General features: G+C 71.3%; 15 protein-coding genes. 13 read left to right on the forward strand and 2 right to left on the reverse strand.

Going from position 1 to position 16,693, the window contains the following annotated elements; genetic code table 11:
- Window positions 1-6 precede the first annotated feature (6 nt).
- From GUY59_RS09930 to GUY59_RS09980, 11 genes are all read left to right on the forward strand, one after another.
- Window positions 7-2,049, forward strand: a complete 2,043-nt coding sequence (locus GUY59_RS09930; RefSeq protein ID WP_138199570.1) for a bifunctional aldolase/short-chain dehydrogenase — start codon at window positions 7-9, stop codon at window positions 2,047-2,049.
- Between the two features lie 105 nt (window positions 2,050-2,154).
- Complete coding sequence (locus tag GUY59_RS09935) at window positions 2,155-2,361, forward strand: hypothetical protein (RefSeq protein ID WP_138199569.1); 207 nt, start codon at window positions 2,155-2,157, stop codon at window positions 2,359-2,361.
- A 144-nt stretch (window positions 2,362-2,505) separates the two neighbouring features.
- Window positions 2,506-3,528 carry an N-acetyl-gamma-glutamyl-phosphate reductase gene (gene argC / locus GUY59_RS09940; RefSeq protein WP_138199568.1) on the forward strand — a complete coding sequence of 341 codons (1,023 nt, stop codon included), beginning with the start codon at window positions 2,506-2,508 and terminating at the stop codon, window positions 3,526-3,528.
- A 67-nt stretch (window positions 3,529-3,595) separates the two neighbouring features.
- Window positions 3,596-4,762: a bifunctional glutamate N-acetyltransferase/amino-acid acetyltransferase ArgJ gene (argJ, locus tag GUY59_RS09945; RefSeq protein ID WP_138199567.1), complete on the forward strand. Its 1,167-nt coding sequence runs from the start codon at window positions 3,596-3,598 to the stop codon at window positions 4,760-4,762.
- On the forward strand, window positions 4,759-5,631 hold the full coding sequence (gene argB, locus GUY59_RS09950) for an acetylglutamate kinase (RefSeq protein ID WP_132330109.1): 873 nt from the start codon (window positions 4,759-4,761) through the stop codon (window positions 5,629-5,631). Before argJ ends, argB begins: the two co-directional genes overlap by 4 nt.
- Window positions 5,631-6,797 (forward strand): acetylornithine transaminase, encoded by a 1,167-nt coding sequence (locus GUY59_RS09955; protein ID WP_138199566.1) that lies wholly within the window; start codon window positions 5,631-5,633, stop codon window positions 6,795-6,797. The genes argB and GUY59_RS09955 overlap by 1 nt, the downstream gene beginning before the upstream one ends.
- Window positions 6,794-7,744 (forward strand): ornithine carbamoyltransferase, encoded by a 951-nt coding sequence (argF, locus tag GUY59_RS09960; protein ID WP_171055322.1) that lies wholly within the window; start codon window positions 6,794-6,796, stop codon window positions 7,742-7,744. Before GUY59_RS09955 ends, argF begins: the two co-directional genes overlap by 4 nt.
- 8 nt (window positions 7,745-7,752) lie before the next feature.
- The gene (locus GUY59_RS09965) at window positions 7,753-8,262 is read left to right on the forward strand and encodes an arginine repressor (RefSeq protein ID WP_138199616.1); all 510 of its coding nucleotides are present in this window, start codon (window positions 7,753-7,755) and stop codon (window positions 8,260-8,262) included.
- Window positions 8,263-8,314: 52 nt separating this feature from the next.
- Window positions 8,315-9,514 (forward strand): argininosuccinate synthase, encoded by a 1,200-nt coding sequence (locus GUY59_RS09970; RefSeq protein ID WP_138199565.1) that lies wholly within the window; start codon window positions 8,315-8,317, stop codon window positions 9,512-9,514.
- Window positions 9,515-9,616: 102 nt separating this feature from the next.
- Window positions 9,617-11,038: an argininosuccinate lyase gene (gene argH / locus GUY59_RS09975; RefSeq protein ID WP_138199564.1), complete on the forward strand. Its 1,422-nt coding sequence runs from the start codon at window positions 9,617-9,619 to the stop codon at window positions 11,036-11,038.
- Window positions 11,020-11,769 carry a DNA-3-methyladenine glycosylase gene (locus tag GUY59_RS09980; RefSeq protein ID WP_132330101.1) on the forward strand — a complete coding sequence of 250 codons (750 nt, stop codon included), beginning with the start codon at window positions 11,020-11,022 and terminating at the stop codon, window positions 11,767-11,769. The genes argH and GUY59_RS09980 overlap by 19 nt, the downstream gene beginning before the upstream one ends.
- Here the strand turns inward: GUY59_RS09980 and GUY59_RS09985 are convergent.
- A complete protein-coding gene (locus GUY59_RS09985) occupies window positions 11,709-12,008 on the reverse strand; it encodes a PH domain-containing protein (RefSeq protein ID WP_201760676.1) in 300 nt (99 codons plus the stop codon). The two genes, GUY59_RS09980 and GUY59_RS09985, sit on opposite strands and share 61 nt — an antisense overlap.
- A 195-nt stretch (window positions 12,009-12,203) precedes the next feature.
- On the opposite strand from GUY59_RS09985, the gene tyrS reads away from it, so the two are divergent.
- The gene (gene tyrS, locus GUY59_RS09990) at window positions 12,204-13,469 is read left to right on the forward strand and encodes a tyrosine--tRNA ligase (protein ID WP_138199562.1); all 1,266 of its coding nucleotides are present in this window, start codon (window positions 12,204-12,206) and stop codon (window positions 13,467-13,469) included.
- 58 nt (window positions 13,470-13,527) lie between these two features.
- Here tyrS and GUY59_RS09995 read toward each other — a convergent pair whose 3' ends face one another.
- Complete coding sequence (locus tag GUY59_RS09995; RefSeq protein WP_252374841.1) at window positions 13,528-14,991, reverse strand: glycosyltransferase family 39 protein; 1,464 nt, start codon at window positions 14,989-14,991, stop codon at window positions 13,528-13,530.
- Window positions 14,992-15,023: 32 nt separating this feature from the next.
- Here GUY59_RS09995 and GUY59_RS10000 point away from each other — a divergent pair, with 32 nt between their 5' ends.
- Window positions 15,024-15,629 (forward strand): HAD family hydrolase, encoded by a 606-nt coding sequence (locus tag GUY59_RS10000; RefSeq protein WP_161714476.1) that lies wholly within the window; start codon window positions 15,024-15,026, stop codon window positions 15,627-15,629.
- Window positions 15,630-16,693: the final 1,064 nt, after the last annotated feature.

Raw genomic sequence — 16,693 nt, forward strand, 5'->3', positions numbered from 1 at the left:
ACCACCATGTCCAACGTCATCAACGAGTTGCTGGAACGATCGCACCGCCTGGGCGCCGACCCGCGCAACACCAACTTCGCGGGCGGCAACACCTCGGCCAAGGGCGCCGCGCCCGACCCGGTCACGGGCGAGGAGGTCGAGCTGCTCTGGGTCAAGGGCTCCGGCGGGGACCTGGGCACGCTCGAGGAGTCCGGCCTCGCCGTGCTCCGTCTCGACCGGCTGCGCGCTCTCAAGGACGTCTTCCCGGGCGTCGAGCGCGAGGACGAGATGGTGGCGGCGTTCGACTACTGCCTGCACGGCAGGGGCGGGGCGGCGCCGTCGATCGACACCGCCATGCACGGTCTAGTCGAGGCCGCCCACGTCGACCACCTTCACCCCGACGCGGGCATCGCGCTGGCCACCGCCGCCGACGGCGAGGAGCTGACCCGGCGCGTGTTCGGCGACCGGGTGGTGTGGGTGCCGTGGCGGCGGCCGGGCTTCCGGCTGGGCCTGGACATCGCCGCCATCAATGAGGCGAACCCGCAGGCCATCGGGTGCGTCCTCGGCGGCCACGGCATCACCGCGTGGGGCTCGACGTCCGGGGAGTGCGAGGCCCGCTCGCTGGAGATCATCAGGACCGCCGAGGCGTACCTGGCCGAGCACGGCCGCGAGGATCCGTTCGGCCCGGTGATCCACCGGACGCTGCCGGAGGAGGAGCGGCACGCCCGCGCCGCCGCGCTGTTCCCGGTGATCCGTGGCCTGGCCGCCACCGACATGCGCGTCGTCGGCCACTACACCGACACGCCCGAGGTGCTCGACTTCGTCTCCCGGGCCGAGCACCCGAGGCTGGCGGCGCTGGGCACGTCCTGCCCCGACCACTTCCTGCGCACCAAGGTCGCGCCGCTCGTGCTCGACCTGCCTCCGGACGCGCCGCTGGAGCACGCCGCCGAGCGGCTGCGCGAACTGCACGCCGCCTACCGCGACGACTACACCGCCTACTACCGGCGCCACGCCACCCCGGCCTCGCCGCCCATGCGCGGCGCGGACCCGGCGATCGTGCTGGTGCCGGGCGTCGGCATGTTCTCGTTCGGCAAGGACAAGCAGACCGCCCGCGTGGCCGGCGAGTTCTACGTCAACGCCATCAACGTCATGCGCGGTGCCGAGTCCGTCTCCACCTACGCCCCCATCCCCGAGTCGGAGAAGTTCCGCATCGAGTACTGGGAGCTCGAGGAGGCCAAGCTCCGCCGCATGCCCAGGCCGAAGCCGCTGGCCACGCGGGTCGCGCTGGTCACCGGCGGCGGCTCCGGCATCGGCGCGGCCACCGCGCGCAGGCTCGCCGCCGAGGGCGCGTGCGTGATCGTCGCCGACCGCGACGTGGCCGCCGCCGAGAAGGTGGCCGCCGAGCTGGGCGCGGGAGCACACCGCGAGCCGGACGTCGCCGTGGCGGTCGCGGTCGACGTCACGTCGGAGGAGCAGGTCGCCGCGGCGGTGCGCGCGGGCGTGCTCGCCTTCGGCGGCGTGGACCTGGTGGTCAACAACGCCGGGCTGTCGTTGTCGCGCTCGTTGCTGGAGACCTCGCTGGCCGACTGGGACCTGCAGCACGACGTCATGGCGCGCGGCTCGTTCCTGGTCTCGCGCGAGACCGCCAAGGTCATGATCGACCAGGCCATGGGCGGCGACCTCGTCTACATCTCCTCCAAGAACGCCGTCTTCGCCGGCCCGAACAACGTCGCCTACGGCGCGGCCAAGGCCGACCAGGCGCACCAGGTGCGGCTGCTGGCGGCCGAGCTGGGCGGGCACGGCATCCGCGTCAACGGCATCAACCCCGACGGCGTGGTACGCGGCTCCGGCATCTTCGCCTCCGGCTGGGGCGCCAACCGCGCGGCCGTCTACGGGGTGGAGGAGGAGAAGCTGGGCGAGTTCTACGCCCAGCGCACCCTGCTCAAGCGGGAGGTGCTGCCCGAGCACGTGGCCGCCGCGGTCTTCGTGCTCACCGCGGGCGACCTCACCCACACGACGGGGCTGCACGTCCCGGTCGACGCGGGCGTGGCCGCCGCCTTCCTGCGCTGACCCGGACCGGGCGGGCTCTCGCGCCGGCCCGGTCCGGTACGTCCCCTCCTGAGAATCTGGGATACCCAGGATTAACATCGCGGCCGCCGGGTCATAGGTGAAGGCATGCAAGGAGCCGCCCGGCATCCCTCATGCCGGCAGCCGCGTGCCGGGTCAGCCCTGCCCGGGCAGGCCCGTGCCGTCGCCGCCAGGCCGGCCCTCGAGAAGGCAGGACGGCGCGCTCCCGCCCTGATCACCCACCGGGTCCGCCTGCGCGGGCCCGGTTTCCGCGCGCCCTCACCCGGCCACGTCACGGCCATCGCGGGGCGGTAGCGCTGCACGCGTCACCGGAGGCCCGCCGGGCCTCACGACGCGGTCGCGGGGCTCACAGCGGCTTGCATATTCATCCTCGCCGGTGCATCATTTTCACAAGCAAGGTCATGAGGTTCGATGCATGAATATGCAGGAGGCGGCGGGATGAGAGCGGCGATCGCGGGGGCCAGCGGCTACGCGGGCGGGGAACTGCTCCGCCTCCTGCTCGGCCATCCAGAGTTCGAGATCGGGGCGCTCACCGCGGCGTCCAGCGCGGGCAGCCGCCTCGGCGCCCACCAGCCCCACCTGCCCCAGCTGGCCGACCGCGTTCTCGACGAGACCACCGCCGGCACGCTCGCCGGGCACGACGTGGTCTTCCTCGCGCTGCCGCACGGCCACTCGGCCGCCGTCGCCGCCGCCCTCGGCGAGGAGACGCTGGTCGTCGACTGCGGCGCCGACCACCGCCTCGCCGACCCCGCCGCCTGGCAGGAGTTCTATGGCGGCCGGTACGCCGGCACCTGGCCCTACGGCCTGCCCGAGCTGCCGGGCCAGCGCGAGGTGCTCAGGCAGGCGACCAGGATCGCCGTCCCCGGCTGCTACCCGACCTCCGTGCTGCTCGCCCTGTCACCCGCGTTCGCCGCCGGGCTGGCCGGGCCGGACGTGGTCGTCGTCGCCGCCTCGGGCACCAGCGGCGCGGGCAGGTCGCTCAAGCCCCACCTGCTCGGCAGCGAGGTCATGGGTTCGGCGAGCGCCTACGCCGTCGGCGGCGCCCACCGGCACACGCCCGAGATGGAGCAGGGGCTGTCGGCCGTCGCCGGCGCTCCCGTACGCGTCTCGTTCACCCCGACGCTGGTCCCCATGAGCCGCGGCATCCTCGCCACCTGCTACGCCCCGGCCGCTCCCGGCCTCACCAAGGAGTCGCTGCGCACGGCGTACGAGAGCGCACTCAAGGGTGAGCCCTTCGTCAGGCTGCTGCCGGAGGGGGTCTGGCCCGCCACCGCGATGACCTACGGCGCCAACGCCGCCGCCCTGCAGGTGACGCTCGACGAGCGTGCGGGCCGCGTGGTCGCCGTCATCGCCATCGACAACCTCACCAAGGGCACGGCAGGGGGCGCCGTCCAGAGCGTCAACCTCGCCCTCGGCCTGCCGGAAGAGCTCGGCCTTCCCCTGACAGGAGTCGCACCTTGAGCAAGCGCAGCGAACCGACCGACGAACGCGGGAGCTCTCCGCTCCCTTCCCCGCAAGGGGCGGTGGCATGAGCGTCACGGCACCCCTAGGTTTCAGGGCCGCGGGAGTCTCCGCAGGGATCAAGCCCGGCCGCGCCCGCGATCTCGCTCTCGTCGTCAACGACGGGCCCAGCCGTGCCGCCGCGGGCGTCTTCACCGCCAACCGCGTCAAGGCGGCACCCGTGCTCTGGTCGCAGCAGGTCCTGGCGGGCGGGCGGCTGCGCGCCGTCGTGCTCAACTCCGGCGGCGCCAACGCCTGCACCGGCCCCGAGGGTTTCCAGGACACGCACGCCACCGCCGAGAAGGTGGCCGCGCTCCTGGAGGACTCCGCGGGCGAGGTCGCGGTCTGCTCGACCGGCCTCATCGGCGAGCGGCTGCCGATGGACGAGTTGCTGGCGGGCGTCGAGACCGCCGCCGCCCAGCTCGCCCGCGACGGCGGCCTGGCCGCGGCCGACGCCATCCGCACGACCGACACGGTCTCCAAGATCTCGTTCAAACGCGGCGGCGCCGACGAGGACGGCGCCTACATGGTCGGCGGGATGGCCAAGGGCGCCGGCATGCTCGCCCCCGCCCTGGCCACGATGCTCTGCGTGATCACCACCGACGCCGAGCTGACCGGCGACGAGCTCGACGTCGTGCTGCGCAGGGCCACGGCCGTCACGTTCGACAGGCTCGACACCGACGGCTGCATGTCGACCAACGACACCGTGCTCCTGATGTCCAGCGGCGCCTCCGGAGTGAGGCCCGACCTCGACGAGTTCGAGCAGAAGGTCACCGAGGTCTGCGCCGACCTCGCCAGGCAACTGCTCGTCGACGCCGAGGGCGCCTCCAAGGCCATCGCCATCGAGGTGGTCGGCGCGGCCGGCGAGGACGACGCGGTGAAAGTCGGCCGCGCGGTCGCTCGATCCACCCTGCTCAAGTGCGCCATCCACGGCGAGGACCCCAACTGGGGCCGCGTCCTGGCCGCCGTCGGCACCACCGACGCGGAGTTCGAGCCCGACCGCCTCAACGTCGCCATCAACGGCATCTGGATCTGCCGGGGCGGCGCGGTGGGCGACGACCGCGACAAGGTGGACATGAGCCCCAGGGACGTGACGATCACCATCGACCTGTCGGCGGGTCCGCACACCGCGACCGTGCACACCACCGACCTGACGGCCGCCTACGTCCACGAGAACTCGGCGTACTCCTCATGAGACGGACCACCGCGCACACCAAGGCAGAAGCGCTGATCGAAGCCCTGCCGTGGCTGACCCGCTTCCACGGCGCGACCGTCGTCATCAAGTACGGCGGCAACGCAATGACCGACGAGGCGCTCAAGTCCGGCTTCGCCGAGGACGTCGTCTTCCTGCGCCACGCCGGCCTGCGGCCGGTCGTCGTGCACGGCGGCGGCCCGCAGATCAGCAGCGCCCTCGACAAGCTGGGCATCGAGTCCACGTTCACCGCCGGGCTGCGGGTCACCACGCCCGAGGCCATGCAGGTCGTCAGGATGGTCTTGGTCGGCCAGGTCAACCGCGACATCGTGGGCCTGGTCAACCGGCACGGCCCGTTCGCCGTCGGCATGTCGGGCGAGGACGCCCACCTGTTCACCGCGGTGCGCAAACACGCGGTCGTCGACGGCGAGCCGGTCGACATCGGCCAGGTCGGCGAGATCATCAAGGTCGAGCCCGGCGCGGTCGGCGCGCTGCTCGACGACGGCCGCATCCCGATCGTTTCCAGCGTGGCGCGCGGAGACGACGGAGAGATCTACAACGTGAACGCCGACACCGCGGCCGCCGCGCTCGCCGTGGCCCTGCAGGCCCGCAAGCTGATCGTGCTCACCGACGTGGAGGGCCTCTATGCCCACTGGCCCGACGACACCGACGTGATCGACGAGCTGAGCGCCGACGAGCTCGCGACGATGATGCCCACGCTGTCCAGCGGCATGGTACCCAAGATGGAGGCCTGCCTGACGGCCGTGCAAGGCGGCGTGCCCCGGGCCCACGTGCTCGACGGCCGCGTGCCCCACTCGATGCTGCTGGAGATCTTCACCAACGAAGGGATCGGAACCATGGTGATGCCCTGATGAACCTGTTCCAACGGTTCGAGAAAGCCTTCATGGGCAACTACGGGGTCCCCCCTGTGGCGCTGGCCCGGGGCGAGGGCACCCGCGTGTGGGACGTCGACGGCAGGCAATATCTCGACTTCATCGGCGGCATCGCGGTCAGCTCGCTCGGCCACGGTCACCCCGCACTGGTCGAGGCCGTCTCCCGGCAGGTCGCCACGCTCGCGCACACCAGCAACCTGTTCCTGCACGAGCCGGAGGTTCTGCTCGCCGAGAGGCTCCTCGGCATGCTCGACGCCCCGGCGAAGGTCTTCTTCGCCAACTCCGGCACCGAGGCCAACGAGGCGGCGTACAAGCTGGCGCTGAAACACGGCCGGCGCGAGGGCCGCTCCTACTTCGTCGCCGCCGAGAACGGCTTCCACGGCCGTACGATCGGCGCCCTCTCCCTGACCGGCAAGAAGGCGATCCGCGACCAGTTCGGCCCGTTCCCCGTGGAGGTGCGGTTCGTCCCCTACGGCGACGCCGACGCCCTCAAGGAGGCCGTGACCGGCGACTGCATCGCGGTCTTCCTGGAGCCCACCCAGGGCGAGGCCGGCGTGGTGCCGCCGCCCGACGGCTACTTCGAGGCGGCCCGCGAGATCTGCGACTCGACCGGCGCGCTGCTGGTCGCCGACGAGATCCAGTCCGCCATCGGCCGCACCGGCCACTGGTTCGCCCACCAGGCCGACGGCGTCACCCCCGACATCCTCACCCTGGCCAAGGGCCTGGGCGGCGGCCTGCCGATCGGCGCCTGCGTAGGCTTCGGCGACGTGGGCAGGTTGTTCGACAAGGGCGACCACGGCTCGACGTTCGGCGGCAACCCGGTCTCCTGCGCCGCGGCGCTGGCCGTCCTCGACAACCTCGACCTCGGCCACGTCAGGTCGGTGGCCGCGCGGCTGCGCGAAGGGCTGGAGGCCGTCGACCACCCGCTGCTCGCCGGTGTGCGCGGGCGCGGCCTGTGGCTGGCCACGGTGCTGCGCGAGCCGCGCGCGGCCCAGGTGCAGCAGGCCGCCGCGGCGGCCGGTTTCCTGGTAAACGCGCTCCAGCCGGACGCGGTGCGCCTGGCGCCGCCGCTCGTCGTGACGGCGGACGAGGTCGACGCCCTGGTGGCGTCGTACCCGCGGATTCTCACGGAGGCGGCAGCATGACCATCCGTCACTTCCTCAGGGACGACGACCTGTCGCCCGGCGAGCAGTCGGAGGTGCTGCAACTCGCCGCCGCGATGAAGAAGGACCGTTTCGGCTACCGTCCCTTCGAGGGGCCGCGCACTGTCGCGGTGCTGTTCGACAAGCCTTCCGCCAGGACCCGCATCTCGTTCCACACCGGCATCGGCGAGCTCGGCGGCCTGCCGCTGGTCGTCGACAACGTCTCGGTGCTCATGGGCCGCGGCGAGCCCACCGCCGACCTGGCCAGGGTGCTGGACCGGCAGGTCGCCGCCATCGTCTGGCGCACCTCCCGGCAGGAGCTCATCGACGAGATGGCCGCCCACTCGCGGGTGCCGGTCGTCAACGCGCTCACCGACGCGTTCCACCCCTGCCAGATCCTCGCCGACCTGCAGACCGTCCACGAGCGGATGGGCCGCACGGCCGGGCTCACGCTGACCTACCTGGGCGACGGCGCCAACAACATGGCCCACTCCTACCTGCTCGGCGGCGCCACGGCCGGCCTGCACGTACGGATCGCCGCCCCGGCCGGCTACCAGCCCGACGCGGTCGTCTTCGAGCAGGCCGCCGCCATCGCCGCCGGGACCGGCGGCTCCGTCGTCGCGTTGTCCGACCCGGCGGCCGCGGCGGAGGGCGCGCACGTGATCGCCACCGACACGTGGGTGTCCATGGGGCAGGAGGGGAAGGAGGCGCGGGTCGCCGCCCTCATGCCGTACCAGGTGAGCGACGGACTGCTCGGCCACGCCGCGCCCGACGCGATCGTGCTGCACTGCCTGCCCGCCTACCGCGGCAACGAGATCACCGAGGAGGTCCTGGAAGGCCCGCGCAGCGTCGTGTGGGACCAGGCGGAGAACCGCCTGCACGCCCAGAAGGCGCTGCTGCACTGGCTGGCCACGCACGCCGGCCCGGACAGGGCGCCGGAGGCCGCGTGATCATCCCGATGACCAAGGCGGCGCGGCAGGCGAAGATCACCGACCTGCTGCAGCGGCAGGCCGTGCGCTCCCAGCCCGAGCTGGCCAAGCTGCTTGCCGAGAGCGGCGTCGAGGTCACCCAGGCCACGCTCTCGCGCGACCTCGACGAGCTCGGCGCGCTCAAGCTGCGCGCCGAGGACGGTTCGCTGGTGTACGCGCTCCCCGGCGAGGGCGGCGGCCGCATCCCGCTGGCCAGGCTCGGCACCGGCGAGTCCCCGGCGGCCCGGCTGCACCGCATCGCGGAGGAACTGCTGGTAGGGGCCGAGGCCTCGGCCAACCTGGTCATCGTGCGCACCCCACCGGGCGCGGCCCAGTTCCTCGCCTCCGCCATCGACCACGCTGACTGGGAGTCCATCCTCGGGACCGTGGCGGGTGACGACACGATCCTCGTCATCAGCCGCGACCCGGCGGGCGGTCAGACGGTCGCCGACGCGCTGCTGAAGGTGGCCGACCGACGTAGTCCGCCCACTCCGCCGTGAGTGGGCTGCGCCGTACGGACTTCCCGAACATCAGCACTGGAGACGAAGCACAATGCCCGACAGAGTGGTTCTCGCATATTCCGGCGGTCTCGACACCTCGGTCGCCATCCCCTACCTCGCCGAGAAGATGAACGCCGAGGTCGTCTGCGTCGCCGTGGACCTCGGCCAGGGCGGCGAGGACATGGAGCTCATCCAGAAGCGGGCCATGGACTGCGGCGCGGCCGAGTCGGTCGTCGTGGACGCGAGGGAGGAGTTCGCCGCCGACTTCTGCGTCCCCGCCCTGCAGGCCAACGCCCTCTACATGGACCGCTATCCGCTGGTGTCGTCGCTGTCGCGCCCGCTCATCGTCAAGCACCTGGTGTCGGCGGCCAAACGCTTCGGCGGCACCATCGTCTCCCACGGCTGCACCGGCAAGGGCAACGACCAGGTCCGCTTCGAGGCCGGCCTGGCCGCGCTGGCCCCCGACCTCGAGATCATCGCCCCCGCCAGGGACTTCGCCTGGACCCGCGACAAGGCCATTGAGTACGCCGAGGCCAAGGGCCTGCCCATCGAGACGTCGAAGAAGAACCCGTTCTCCATCGACCAGAACCTCTGGGGCCGCGCCGTCGAGACCGGATTCCTCGAGGACATCTGGAACGGCCCCACCGAGGAGGTCTACTCCTACACCGCCGACCCCCGGCAGCCGCGCCCGGCCGACGAGGTCGTGATCACGTTCGAGCAGGGTGTCCCGGTCAAGGTCGACGGCCGTGACCTGACCCCCTTCCAGGCGGTCGACGAGCTGAACCGGCGCGCGGGCGCGCAGGGCGTCGGCCGGATCGACATGGTCGAGGACCGCCTGGTCGGCATCAAGTCGCGCGAGGTGTACGAAGCGCCGGGCGCGATCGCGCTCATCGCCGCCCACAAGGAGCTGGAGAGCGTCACGGTCGAGCGCGACCTGGCCCGCTTCAAGCGGGGGGTCGACCAGCGCTGGAGCGAGCTCGTCTACGACGGCCTGTGGTTCTCGCCGCTGAAGAGCGCACTCGACGCCCTCATCGCCGACGTCCAGAAGCACGTCAACGGCGAGATCAGGATGAGCCTGCACGGCGGCAACGCCACCGTGACCGGCCGCCGCTCCGACGACTCCCTGTACGATTTCTCGCTCGCCACCTACGACACAGGCGACACGTTCGACCAGTCGCTGGCCAAGGGCTTCGTCCAGCTCTTCTCCCTCCCGGCCAAGATCGCGGCCGCGCGCGACGCGAGAAGGCGCTGAGTTGCACTAAGGTCGCGCCGGGAGCGCAGGAGCTCGGGGGAGCGCGAGACACGATGCCGGCGACCACGAAGCGGCGCGATCATCGAACACGGCACGGAGGAGATGACGGTGAGTGATGGCAAGCCGATGCGGCTGTGGGGCGGACGTTTCGAAGGAGGTCCGTCCGACGCGCTGGCCCGGCTGTCGGTGAGCGTGCACTTCGACTGGCGGCTCGTGCCGTACGACCTGGCGGCGTCCAGGGCGCACGCCCGGGTGCTGCACAGGGCGGGGCTGCTCAGCGACGAGGAGCTCGAGCGCATGATCGGCGCGCTCGACGACCTCGAGCGGGCCTGCAAGGCCGGCGAGTTCCGGCCGACGGTCGCCGACGAGGACGTGCACACCGCGCTGGAGCGCGGCCTGCTGGAGCGGCTCGGCTCGCTCGGCGGCAAGCTCCGCGCCGGCCGCTCGCGCAACGACCAGATCGCCACCGACCTGCGCCTCTACCTCCGCGACCACGCCCGCACGATCGTCTCCCGCCTGGTCGAGCTGGAGACGGCGCTGATGGCGCAGGCCGAGCAGCACGCCGAGACGGCCGCGCCCGGCATGACGCACCTGCAGCACGCCCAGCCGGTCTCGTTCGGCCACCAGCTCCTGGCTCACGTGCACGCCTTCGCCCGCGACGTCGACCGGATCACCGACTGGGACAAGCGCGCCGCGGTCTCCCCGCTCGGCGCCGGCGCCCTGGCGGGCTCGTCGTTGCCGCTCGACCCGCAGGCCGTGGCCGAGGAGCTCGGCTTCTCCTCCGCCGCGCTCAACTCGATGGACGCCGTCGCCGACCGCGACTTCGCGGCGGAGTTCCTGTTCGCCGCGGCGCTGATCGGCGTCCACCTGTCGAGGCTGGGCGAGGAGATCGTCCTGTGGGCCTCGCAGGAGTTCCGCTGGATCGAGATGGACGACGCCTACTCCACCGGCTCGTCGATCATGCCGCAGAAGAAGAACCCCGACGTGGCCGAGCTGGCCCGCGGCAAGTCGGGGCGGCTCATCGGCGACCTGACGGCGCTGCTGACCACGCTCAAGGGCCTGCCGCTGACCTACAACCGCGACCTTCAGGAGGACAAGGAGCCGGTGTTCGACGCGGTCGACACGCTGCTGCTGGTCCTGCCCGCGATGGCCGGCCTGGTGGCCACGATGCGGGTCAACACCGCCCGCATGGAGGCCTCCGCCCCCGACGGGTTCGCGCTGGCCACCGACCTGGCCGAACTGCTCGTACGCCGCGGGGTCGCCTTCCGCGAGGCGCACGAGGCGGTCGGCCACCTCGTCGTGTGGTGCCAGGTCAACGACAAGGACCTGGGCGAGCTGACCGACGACGAACTGGCCAAGGTGTCGCCGCACCTGACGCCGGACGTCCGCGACGTGCTCAGCGTGCCGGGCGCGCTGGCCGCGCGCAAGGCCCACGGCGGCACCGCACCCGACCGCGTACGCGACCAGCTCGTCGCGCTCCGCGAGTCCGTCGACGCGCAGGCGGCATGGGCGGCGGGCAGCTGAGCTCCGCCCCGCTGCCGCGGAGCTTCTTCGACCGGCCGTCTCCCGAGGTGGCGCCCGACCTGCTCGGGCGCGTCCTCGTGCACGGCCCCGTCGCCGTGCGCCTCACCGAGGTCGAGGCGTACGGCGGCCCAGGAGAGGACCCCGCGGCCCACACCTATCGCGGCAGGACCCCGCGGAACGCCGTCATGTTCGGCCCGCCCGGTCACGTCTACGTCTACTTCACCTACGGCATGCACTTCTGCGCCAACCTCGTGTGCCTGCCGGACGGCTCGGGCTCGGCGGTGCTGCTGCGGGCGGGCGAGGTGGTGGCGGGTCTCGACGTCGCCCGCGCCCGCCGTATGGGCGGTCAGGCCTCCGCGGGAGGCGGCCGGCGGGTCGCGGACCGTGATCTCGCCCGGGGGCCGGCCAGGCTCACGGTCGCCCTCGGCCTGCTGCGCGAGCACAACGGCATCGACGCGATCCGGCCGGGCGCGCAGGGCGACACGGAGGCGCTGTCAACGCAGGACCACCGGCTCACCGGTGTCCCGCACGGCTCGGTCATCATGCTGGAGGGAAGCCCCGCGGAGCCGGCCGCCATCAGGTCGGGCCCCCGCACCGGCATCTCGACGGCCAAGGAGACGCCGTGGCGGTTCTGGATCGACGGCGACCCGACCGTCTCGCCCTACCGCGCTCACGTGCCGCGGCGCCGCAACGCCGCGGCCACCTCCGTGGGGGAGGCGCCCAGCTCGTGAGAGCTGAAGATGTGCAGGAAATCGCCGGTGTCGATCTCCAGCATCTCGCTGCGCAGGCCCCACCGCCGGCGTATGTCGACCTTGATGTCCCAGATCGCCTCCCACGGTACGTGCCGCCTGCCCGCGAATCCGTGCACCACGGTGATCCCGCTGTCGTCGGCCGCCAGCCGTACGGGAACGAGCAGGTCGCGCAGGCCCATCGCGCCGATCAGCACGGTGGCGGGAACGGCCAGGATCATGCCGCCAACGTCGGCCCCCGCCCACCCGTAAAGGCCGAGCCCGGCGCATGCCAGAGCCCCTAAGATCTTCAAAACAGCCAGCTCGCGACGGACCCTCCACATGGACACGAAGCGTATCCAAGTGGCGGCCTGCCCGAGCGATCAGGCACGCTTGTACCGAATCGATGTCAACCCGTCTACTGGAAAGCCGGCACCGTGACCGACATTCTCGATGACCTCGCGTGGCGAGGCCTGATCGCGCAGTCCACCGACCTCGACGCCCTGCGCGCGTCCATGGCCAAGGGACCGATCACGGTCTATTCCGGTTTTGACCCCACCGCTCCTTCGCTGCACGTCGGCCACTTCGTGCCGCTGCTGACGCTGCGCCGCTTCCAGCTCGCCGGGCACCGCCCGATCGGCCTCGTCGGCGGCGCGACCGGCCTGATCGGCGACCCCAGCGGGCGCAACACCGAGCGTGCGCTCAACTCCAGCGACGTCGTCGCGGAGTGGGTGGACCGCCTGCGCGGTCAGGTCGGCCGTTTCCTCGACTTCGACGCGCAGCAGAACGCCGCGCTCATGGTGAGCAACCTCGACTGGACCGGCGAGCTGACCGCGATCGACTTTCTGCGCGACATCGGCAAACACTTCCCGGTCAACCGCATGCTGGCCAGGGAGGCCGTGTCCGCGCGCCTGTCGGGCGAGGGCCTGAGCTACACCGAGTTCAGCTACCAGATCCTGCAGTCCTACGACTACCTGGAGCTCTACCGCCGCTACGGCTGCACGCTGCAGATCGGCGGCAGCGACCAGTGGGGCAACATCACGGCGGGCGCCGACCTGGTCCGCCGCATCGAGGGCGCGCACGTCCACGCGCTCACCCTGCCGCTGATCACGAAGGCCGACGGTACGAAGTTCGGCAAGACGGCGGGCGGCGCCCTCTGGCTCGACCCCGAGATGACCTCGCCCTACGCCTTCTACCAGTACTTCCTCAACTCCGACGACCGCGACGTGATCCACTACCTCAAGGTGTTCACGTTCAAGAGCCGCGAGGAGATCGAGGAGCTGGAGAAGGCCGTCGCCGAACGCCCGTTCGCCCGCGAGGCCCAGCGCGCGCTGGCCGAGGATCTCACCGAGCTCCTTCACGGCAGGCGCGAGCTCGAGGCGGTCGTGGCCGCCTCGAAGGCGCTTTTCGGGCAGGGCGCGCTGGAGGAGCTTCCCGCCACCACGCTCGGCGCCGCGCTCGCCGAGGTCCCGAAGGCCAAGGTCGACTCGCTCGGAGCGTCGTTCGTCGACCTGCTGTCCGACAGCGGCCTCGTGGAGTCGAAGTCGGCCGCCAGGCGGGCGGTCAAGGAGGGCGGGGCCTACCTCAACAACGTGAAGATCACCGACGAGTCCTACGTGCCGACCTCCGATGACCTGCTGGCGGGGCGCTACATGGTCCTGCGCCGCGGCAAGAAGTCGATCGGCGGCGTCGAGGTCGGCTGACCGGCCGCGGGAGGCGGGCCCTCCGCATCACGCAGGGCCCGCCTTCCTGCCGCGGCGTTCACTGGCGGGTGAACAATGTCACCGTCAGCCCTGGCAGGTCGCCCGAGTGCTTGGCGAGGTCGAGCTCGAAGCCCGCCTGGCGCACCTCTTCGATCCGGTCGATGCCGTCGCCCTCCAGCCCCGACTTCTTGGTCCCGCGCCAGACGACCCACACCCGATCGTGCTGTCGCAGCGCCGCCGAGACATCGGAGCGCTCCGGATAGCCGAACCCTCCGGGATCGGGGGCGTCACCCGTCCTGAGCGCGTCGACCGGCATCAGGGAGTCGGCATAGTAGTCGAAGCCCGAGCGCAGCTGGCTCTGCCCGTACACGATGGCATCGTCGGGCTCGGCCTTGATCACGCGCAGCGCCCACGGGATGTTCTCGAAACGCCCGTTCTCTTCGCGTACGTCCGCATGCTCCTGGATCGACAACCCGCACCCCAGCAGCACGACCACCGCGGCGGCCACCACGTGGAACCGGGGGAGAGCGGCCACGGCCATCCCGGCCAGCAGCGCCAGCGCGGGAGCGGTGACGAACAGGTAGCGGTCGACGTAGACCGGCGTCACCAGGTGGGACACCGCGAGCAGCAGCACCGGCGGCAGCAGCAGCCACCCGGCCAGCGCGAACGGCCACGGACCGCCGGCCGCGCCCGGGTCGCGCCCGCGCGCCGCCGCCCACAGCAGCGCCGCCCCTGCCACGGCCAGCGCTAACAGCAGCACGCCGAGCCCGGTCGTCCCCGCCGCCATCTTCGGGAACCTCAGCCACACCTCCGGTCCCCGCTGCGGGATCCAGCTGATGGCGTGGCGCTCGCCGTACCCGATGAGCCCCAGCACCACGGCGGGAACACACCCTGCGGCCAGCGCCGCGGCCATGCGCGTCAGCACACCGCGCCGGGCCAGGAACAGCTGAGCGGGCAGCACCAGCACCGCGAACAGGTGCGTCGAGCACACCAGCGCGACCGCCACCCCGTAAAGCACCCACCGCCGGCCGGCCGGCCGTTCGAGCGCCCGGTGCAACGCCCAGAATGACAGGACGACCGCGGCCGCGGCGAAGGCATAAGACCTGGCGAAGGCTCCGTAGTAGGACACCGTGGGCAGGATCGCGAAGACGGCCGCACCGATGACGCCGGCCCGGACGCTGTGCAGCCGCCGGCCCAGATCGGCCAGGAACCAGGCCGCCACGGCGATCGCCACCGCCGACGGGAACCGCAACCACACCTCCGCCGTGCCCGCCTTCACCCAGAAGTGCATGAACAGGTAGTACGGCAGGAAATGGCCGTCGATGTGCTGAGCCAGCTGCCACATCCCGGCCAGCGACCGGGAGGCGGCGCTGACGGTGGCCAGCTCATCGCCGTTGAGAGTGGCCGAGCCGGTGCCGGAGAATGCCGCGATCCCGGCGAGGGACGCCATCCACCAGGGCGCTGACGTGCGGGCACGCGCGGCGGGACGCGCAGGGGGAGCGAGCGTGGCAGCAGTGGTCACCGGGGCAGGATACGCGTCGTAGGGTCAGGCGCATGGCCAATGTGATGGTGTTCGACCTTTATGGCGTAATCGCTCGCACCCAGGCCCCGGAGAAGCGGCGGCGGCTCGTCGAACTGGCGGGCGCACCTGAGGAATCCTTCTGGGAGGCGTACTGGGCCTGCCGGCCGCCCTACGACGAAGGCCAGGACAGCACCGCGTACTGGGGCGCGGTGGCCGGCCGGCTGGGCACCCGCTTCGCCGACGTGCCCGCGCTCATCGACGCCGACCTCGACAGCTGGTCCGACGTGGACGAGTCGATGGTGCGGGTCGTGCACGAACTGGCGGACCAGGGACACCGGCTGGGCCTGCTGTCCAACATCATCGAGGAACTGGTGCCCTACTGGGAATCGCGTCACGGTGACTTGCTGGGGCGGTTCGCCTCGGTGACGTTCTCGTGCCGGATCGGGGCGGCCAAGCCGGAGCGGCGGGCGTACGAGCTGTGTGCGGAGCGGATCGGCGCGACCCCGCAGGACATCCTCTTCCTCGACGACAACCTGGCGAACGTCGTCGGCGCGCGAGAGGCGGGGATGTCGGCGGAGCTGTTCGAGTCGCCGGGGCAGGTGCGGGCCCTCGCCGAGAAGGTCACGATCCACCGTTGAGCGCCCTGCTCCCGGGTGGCGGGTGTCGGCTTCGTAACGATCACGTCCCGCCACCCGGCGTCCACTCCACTTTCATGTCGCCTCGTACTGGCCCATCGCGATGTCAACTTCGTCCCGGACCGCCCATACGGATCAACACCCGTGTTCTCCCTGCCCACGGGGCTTCTGCCGACGAACGGCTCGGGCGGACACCGAGCACAGGCACTGAACAAGGCTTCGTTGGGCCGGCCTGGCTGACCGCGGCGCTCCTCGCGCCGCCCGACACCCCCGGCACTTCGGACGCCGCGTTGTCGCGCGCAGCCCATGACCGCGGTGCTGCTCAAGAACCCGGAGGAACGCGGCCTGGTGGAACGCGCGCCGCGTCCTTGGCACCGCAACGTCCTGGAGACCCGGCTCACGTCAAGCGGCCGCGCGGAGGTGGAGGCCGTTGACGGTCTAACGGGTGCTCATCGAACGAGGATCAGGGCCGGATGCGGCACCGAGGAGCCGCCACGCCGCTGTTCCGATGGTCGAGGCCGTCACCAGCGCGACTTCTGATACGCGACCGCCCGCCACGCTGGCCGGACGGGACGACTTGACGTGTCGCGGATCGTGACCTACTCTTTCAGTTCGCCCCGGGTGTGAGCCGGACACTGATCAGGTGGACGGGCCCCAGGGTAAGCCCTTTGACAGGACCAGTCGCTCGGCGGAGCCGTTTCGGCGCGCTCAGGCCTGAGCCGTCCGCGGGCGCGTCATGATCGCCGAAAAATCGGTTGTTTCGACACGCCTCGGATGACACGGTACGTTACGGGGGCTGCCCCGGAAGCGGGGTGGGTCATCCTAAAAAGGTTGGTCGGTTCTTTACAAGCCCTCGGGTTTGACGGAGAAATCGGTCGGCTGATAAAGTAAAGTAAGCGGAGAAGACGCCTCCGAGCTGGATTCAGTGGAATCTCGGTGAGGATGTATGCGTGCGTTTCTTGAGAACTCAACAGTGTGTTAAAAGCCAGTGCATGATGCACAACCCCGTCCATCGGCCCTTTTGTGGCTGGTGTTGACGGATTCCTTTTTGTTAGTTGGGTTCAGAC

This window comes from Nonomuraea sp. K271 (assembly GCF_009908215.1).
Taxonomy (GTDB): Bacteria; Actinomycetota; Actinomycetes; order Streptosporangiales; family Streptosporangiaceae; genus Nonomuraea; species Nonomuraea longispora.

Bases quoted from the DNA above. Each gene is read 5' to 3' on its own strand.
- argC (WP_138199568.1), top strand. From the start codon at position 2,506: ATGAGAGCGGCGATCGCGGGGGCCAGCGGCTACGCGGGCGGGGAACTG.
- argJ (WP_138199567.1), top strand. From the start codon at position 3,596: ATGAGCGTCACGGCACCCCTAGGTTTCAGGGCCGCGGGAGTCTCCGCA.
- GUY59_RS09955 (WP_138199566.1), top strand. From the start codon at position 5,631: ATGAACCTGTTCCAACGGTTCGAGAAAGCCTTCATGGGCAACTACGGG.
- GUY59_RS09970 (WP_138199565.1), top strand. From the start codon at position 8,315: ATGCCCGACAGAGTGGTTCTCGCATATTCCGGCGGTCTCGACACCTCG.
- GUY59_RS09980 (WP_132330101.1), top strand. From the start codon at position 11,020: ATGGGCGGCGGGCAGCTGAGCTCCGCCCCGCTGCCGCGGAGCTTCTTC.
- GUY59_RS09985 (WP_201760676.1), bottom strand. From the start codon at position 12,008: ATGATCCTGGCCGTTCCCGCCACCGTGCTGATCGGCGCGATGGGCCTG.
- argB (WP_132330109.1), top strand. From the start codon at position 4,759: ATGAGACGGACCACCGCGCACACCAAGGCAGAAGCGCTGATCGAAGCC.
- GUY59_RS09930 (WP_138199570.1), top strand. From the start codon at position 7: ATGTCCAACGTCATCAACGAGTTGCTGGAACGATCGCACCGCCTGGGC.
- GUY59_RS10000 (WP_161714476.1), top strand. From the start codon at position 15,024: ATGGCCAATGTGATGGTGTTCGACCTTTATGGCGTAATCGCTCGCACC.
- GUY59_RS09935 (WP_138199569.1), top strand. From the start codon at position 2,155: ATGCAAGGAGCCGCCCGGCATCCCTCATGCCGGCAGCCGCGTGCCGGG.
- GUY59_RS09965 (WP_138199616.1), top strand. From the start codon at position 7,753: ATGACCAAGGCGGCGCGGCAGGCGAAGATCACCGACCTGCTGCAGCGG.
- argF (WP_171055322.1), top strand. From the start codon at position 6,794: ATGACCATCCGTCACTTCCTCAGGGACGACGACCTGTCGCCCGGCGAG.
- argH (WP_138199564.1), top strand. From the start codon at position 9,617: ATGACGGTGAGTGATGGCAAGCCGATGCGGCTGTGGGGCGGACGTTTC.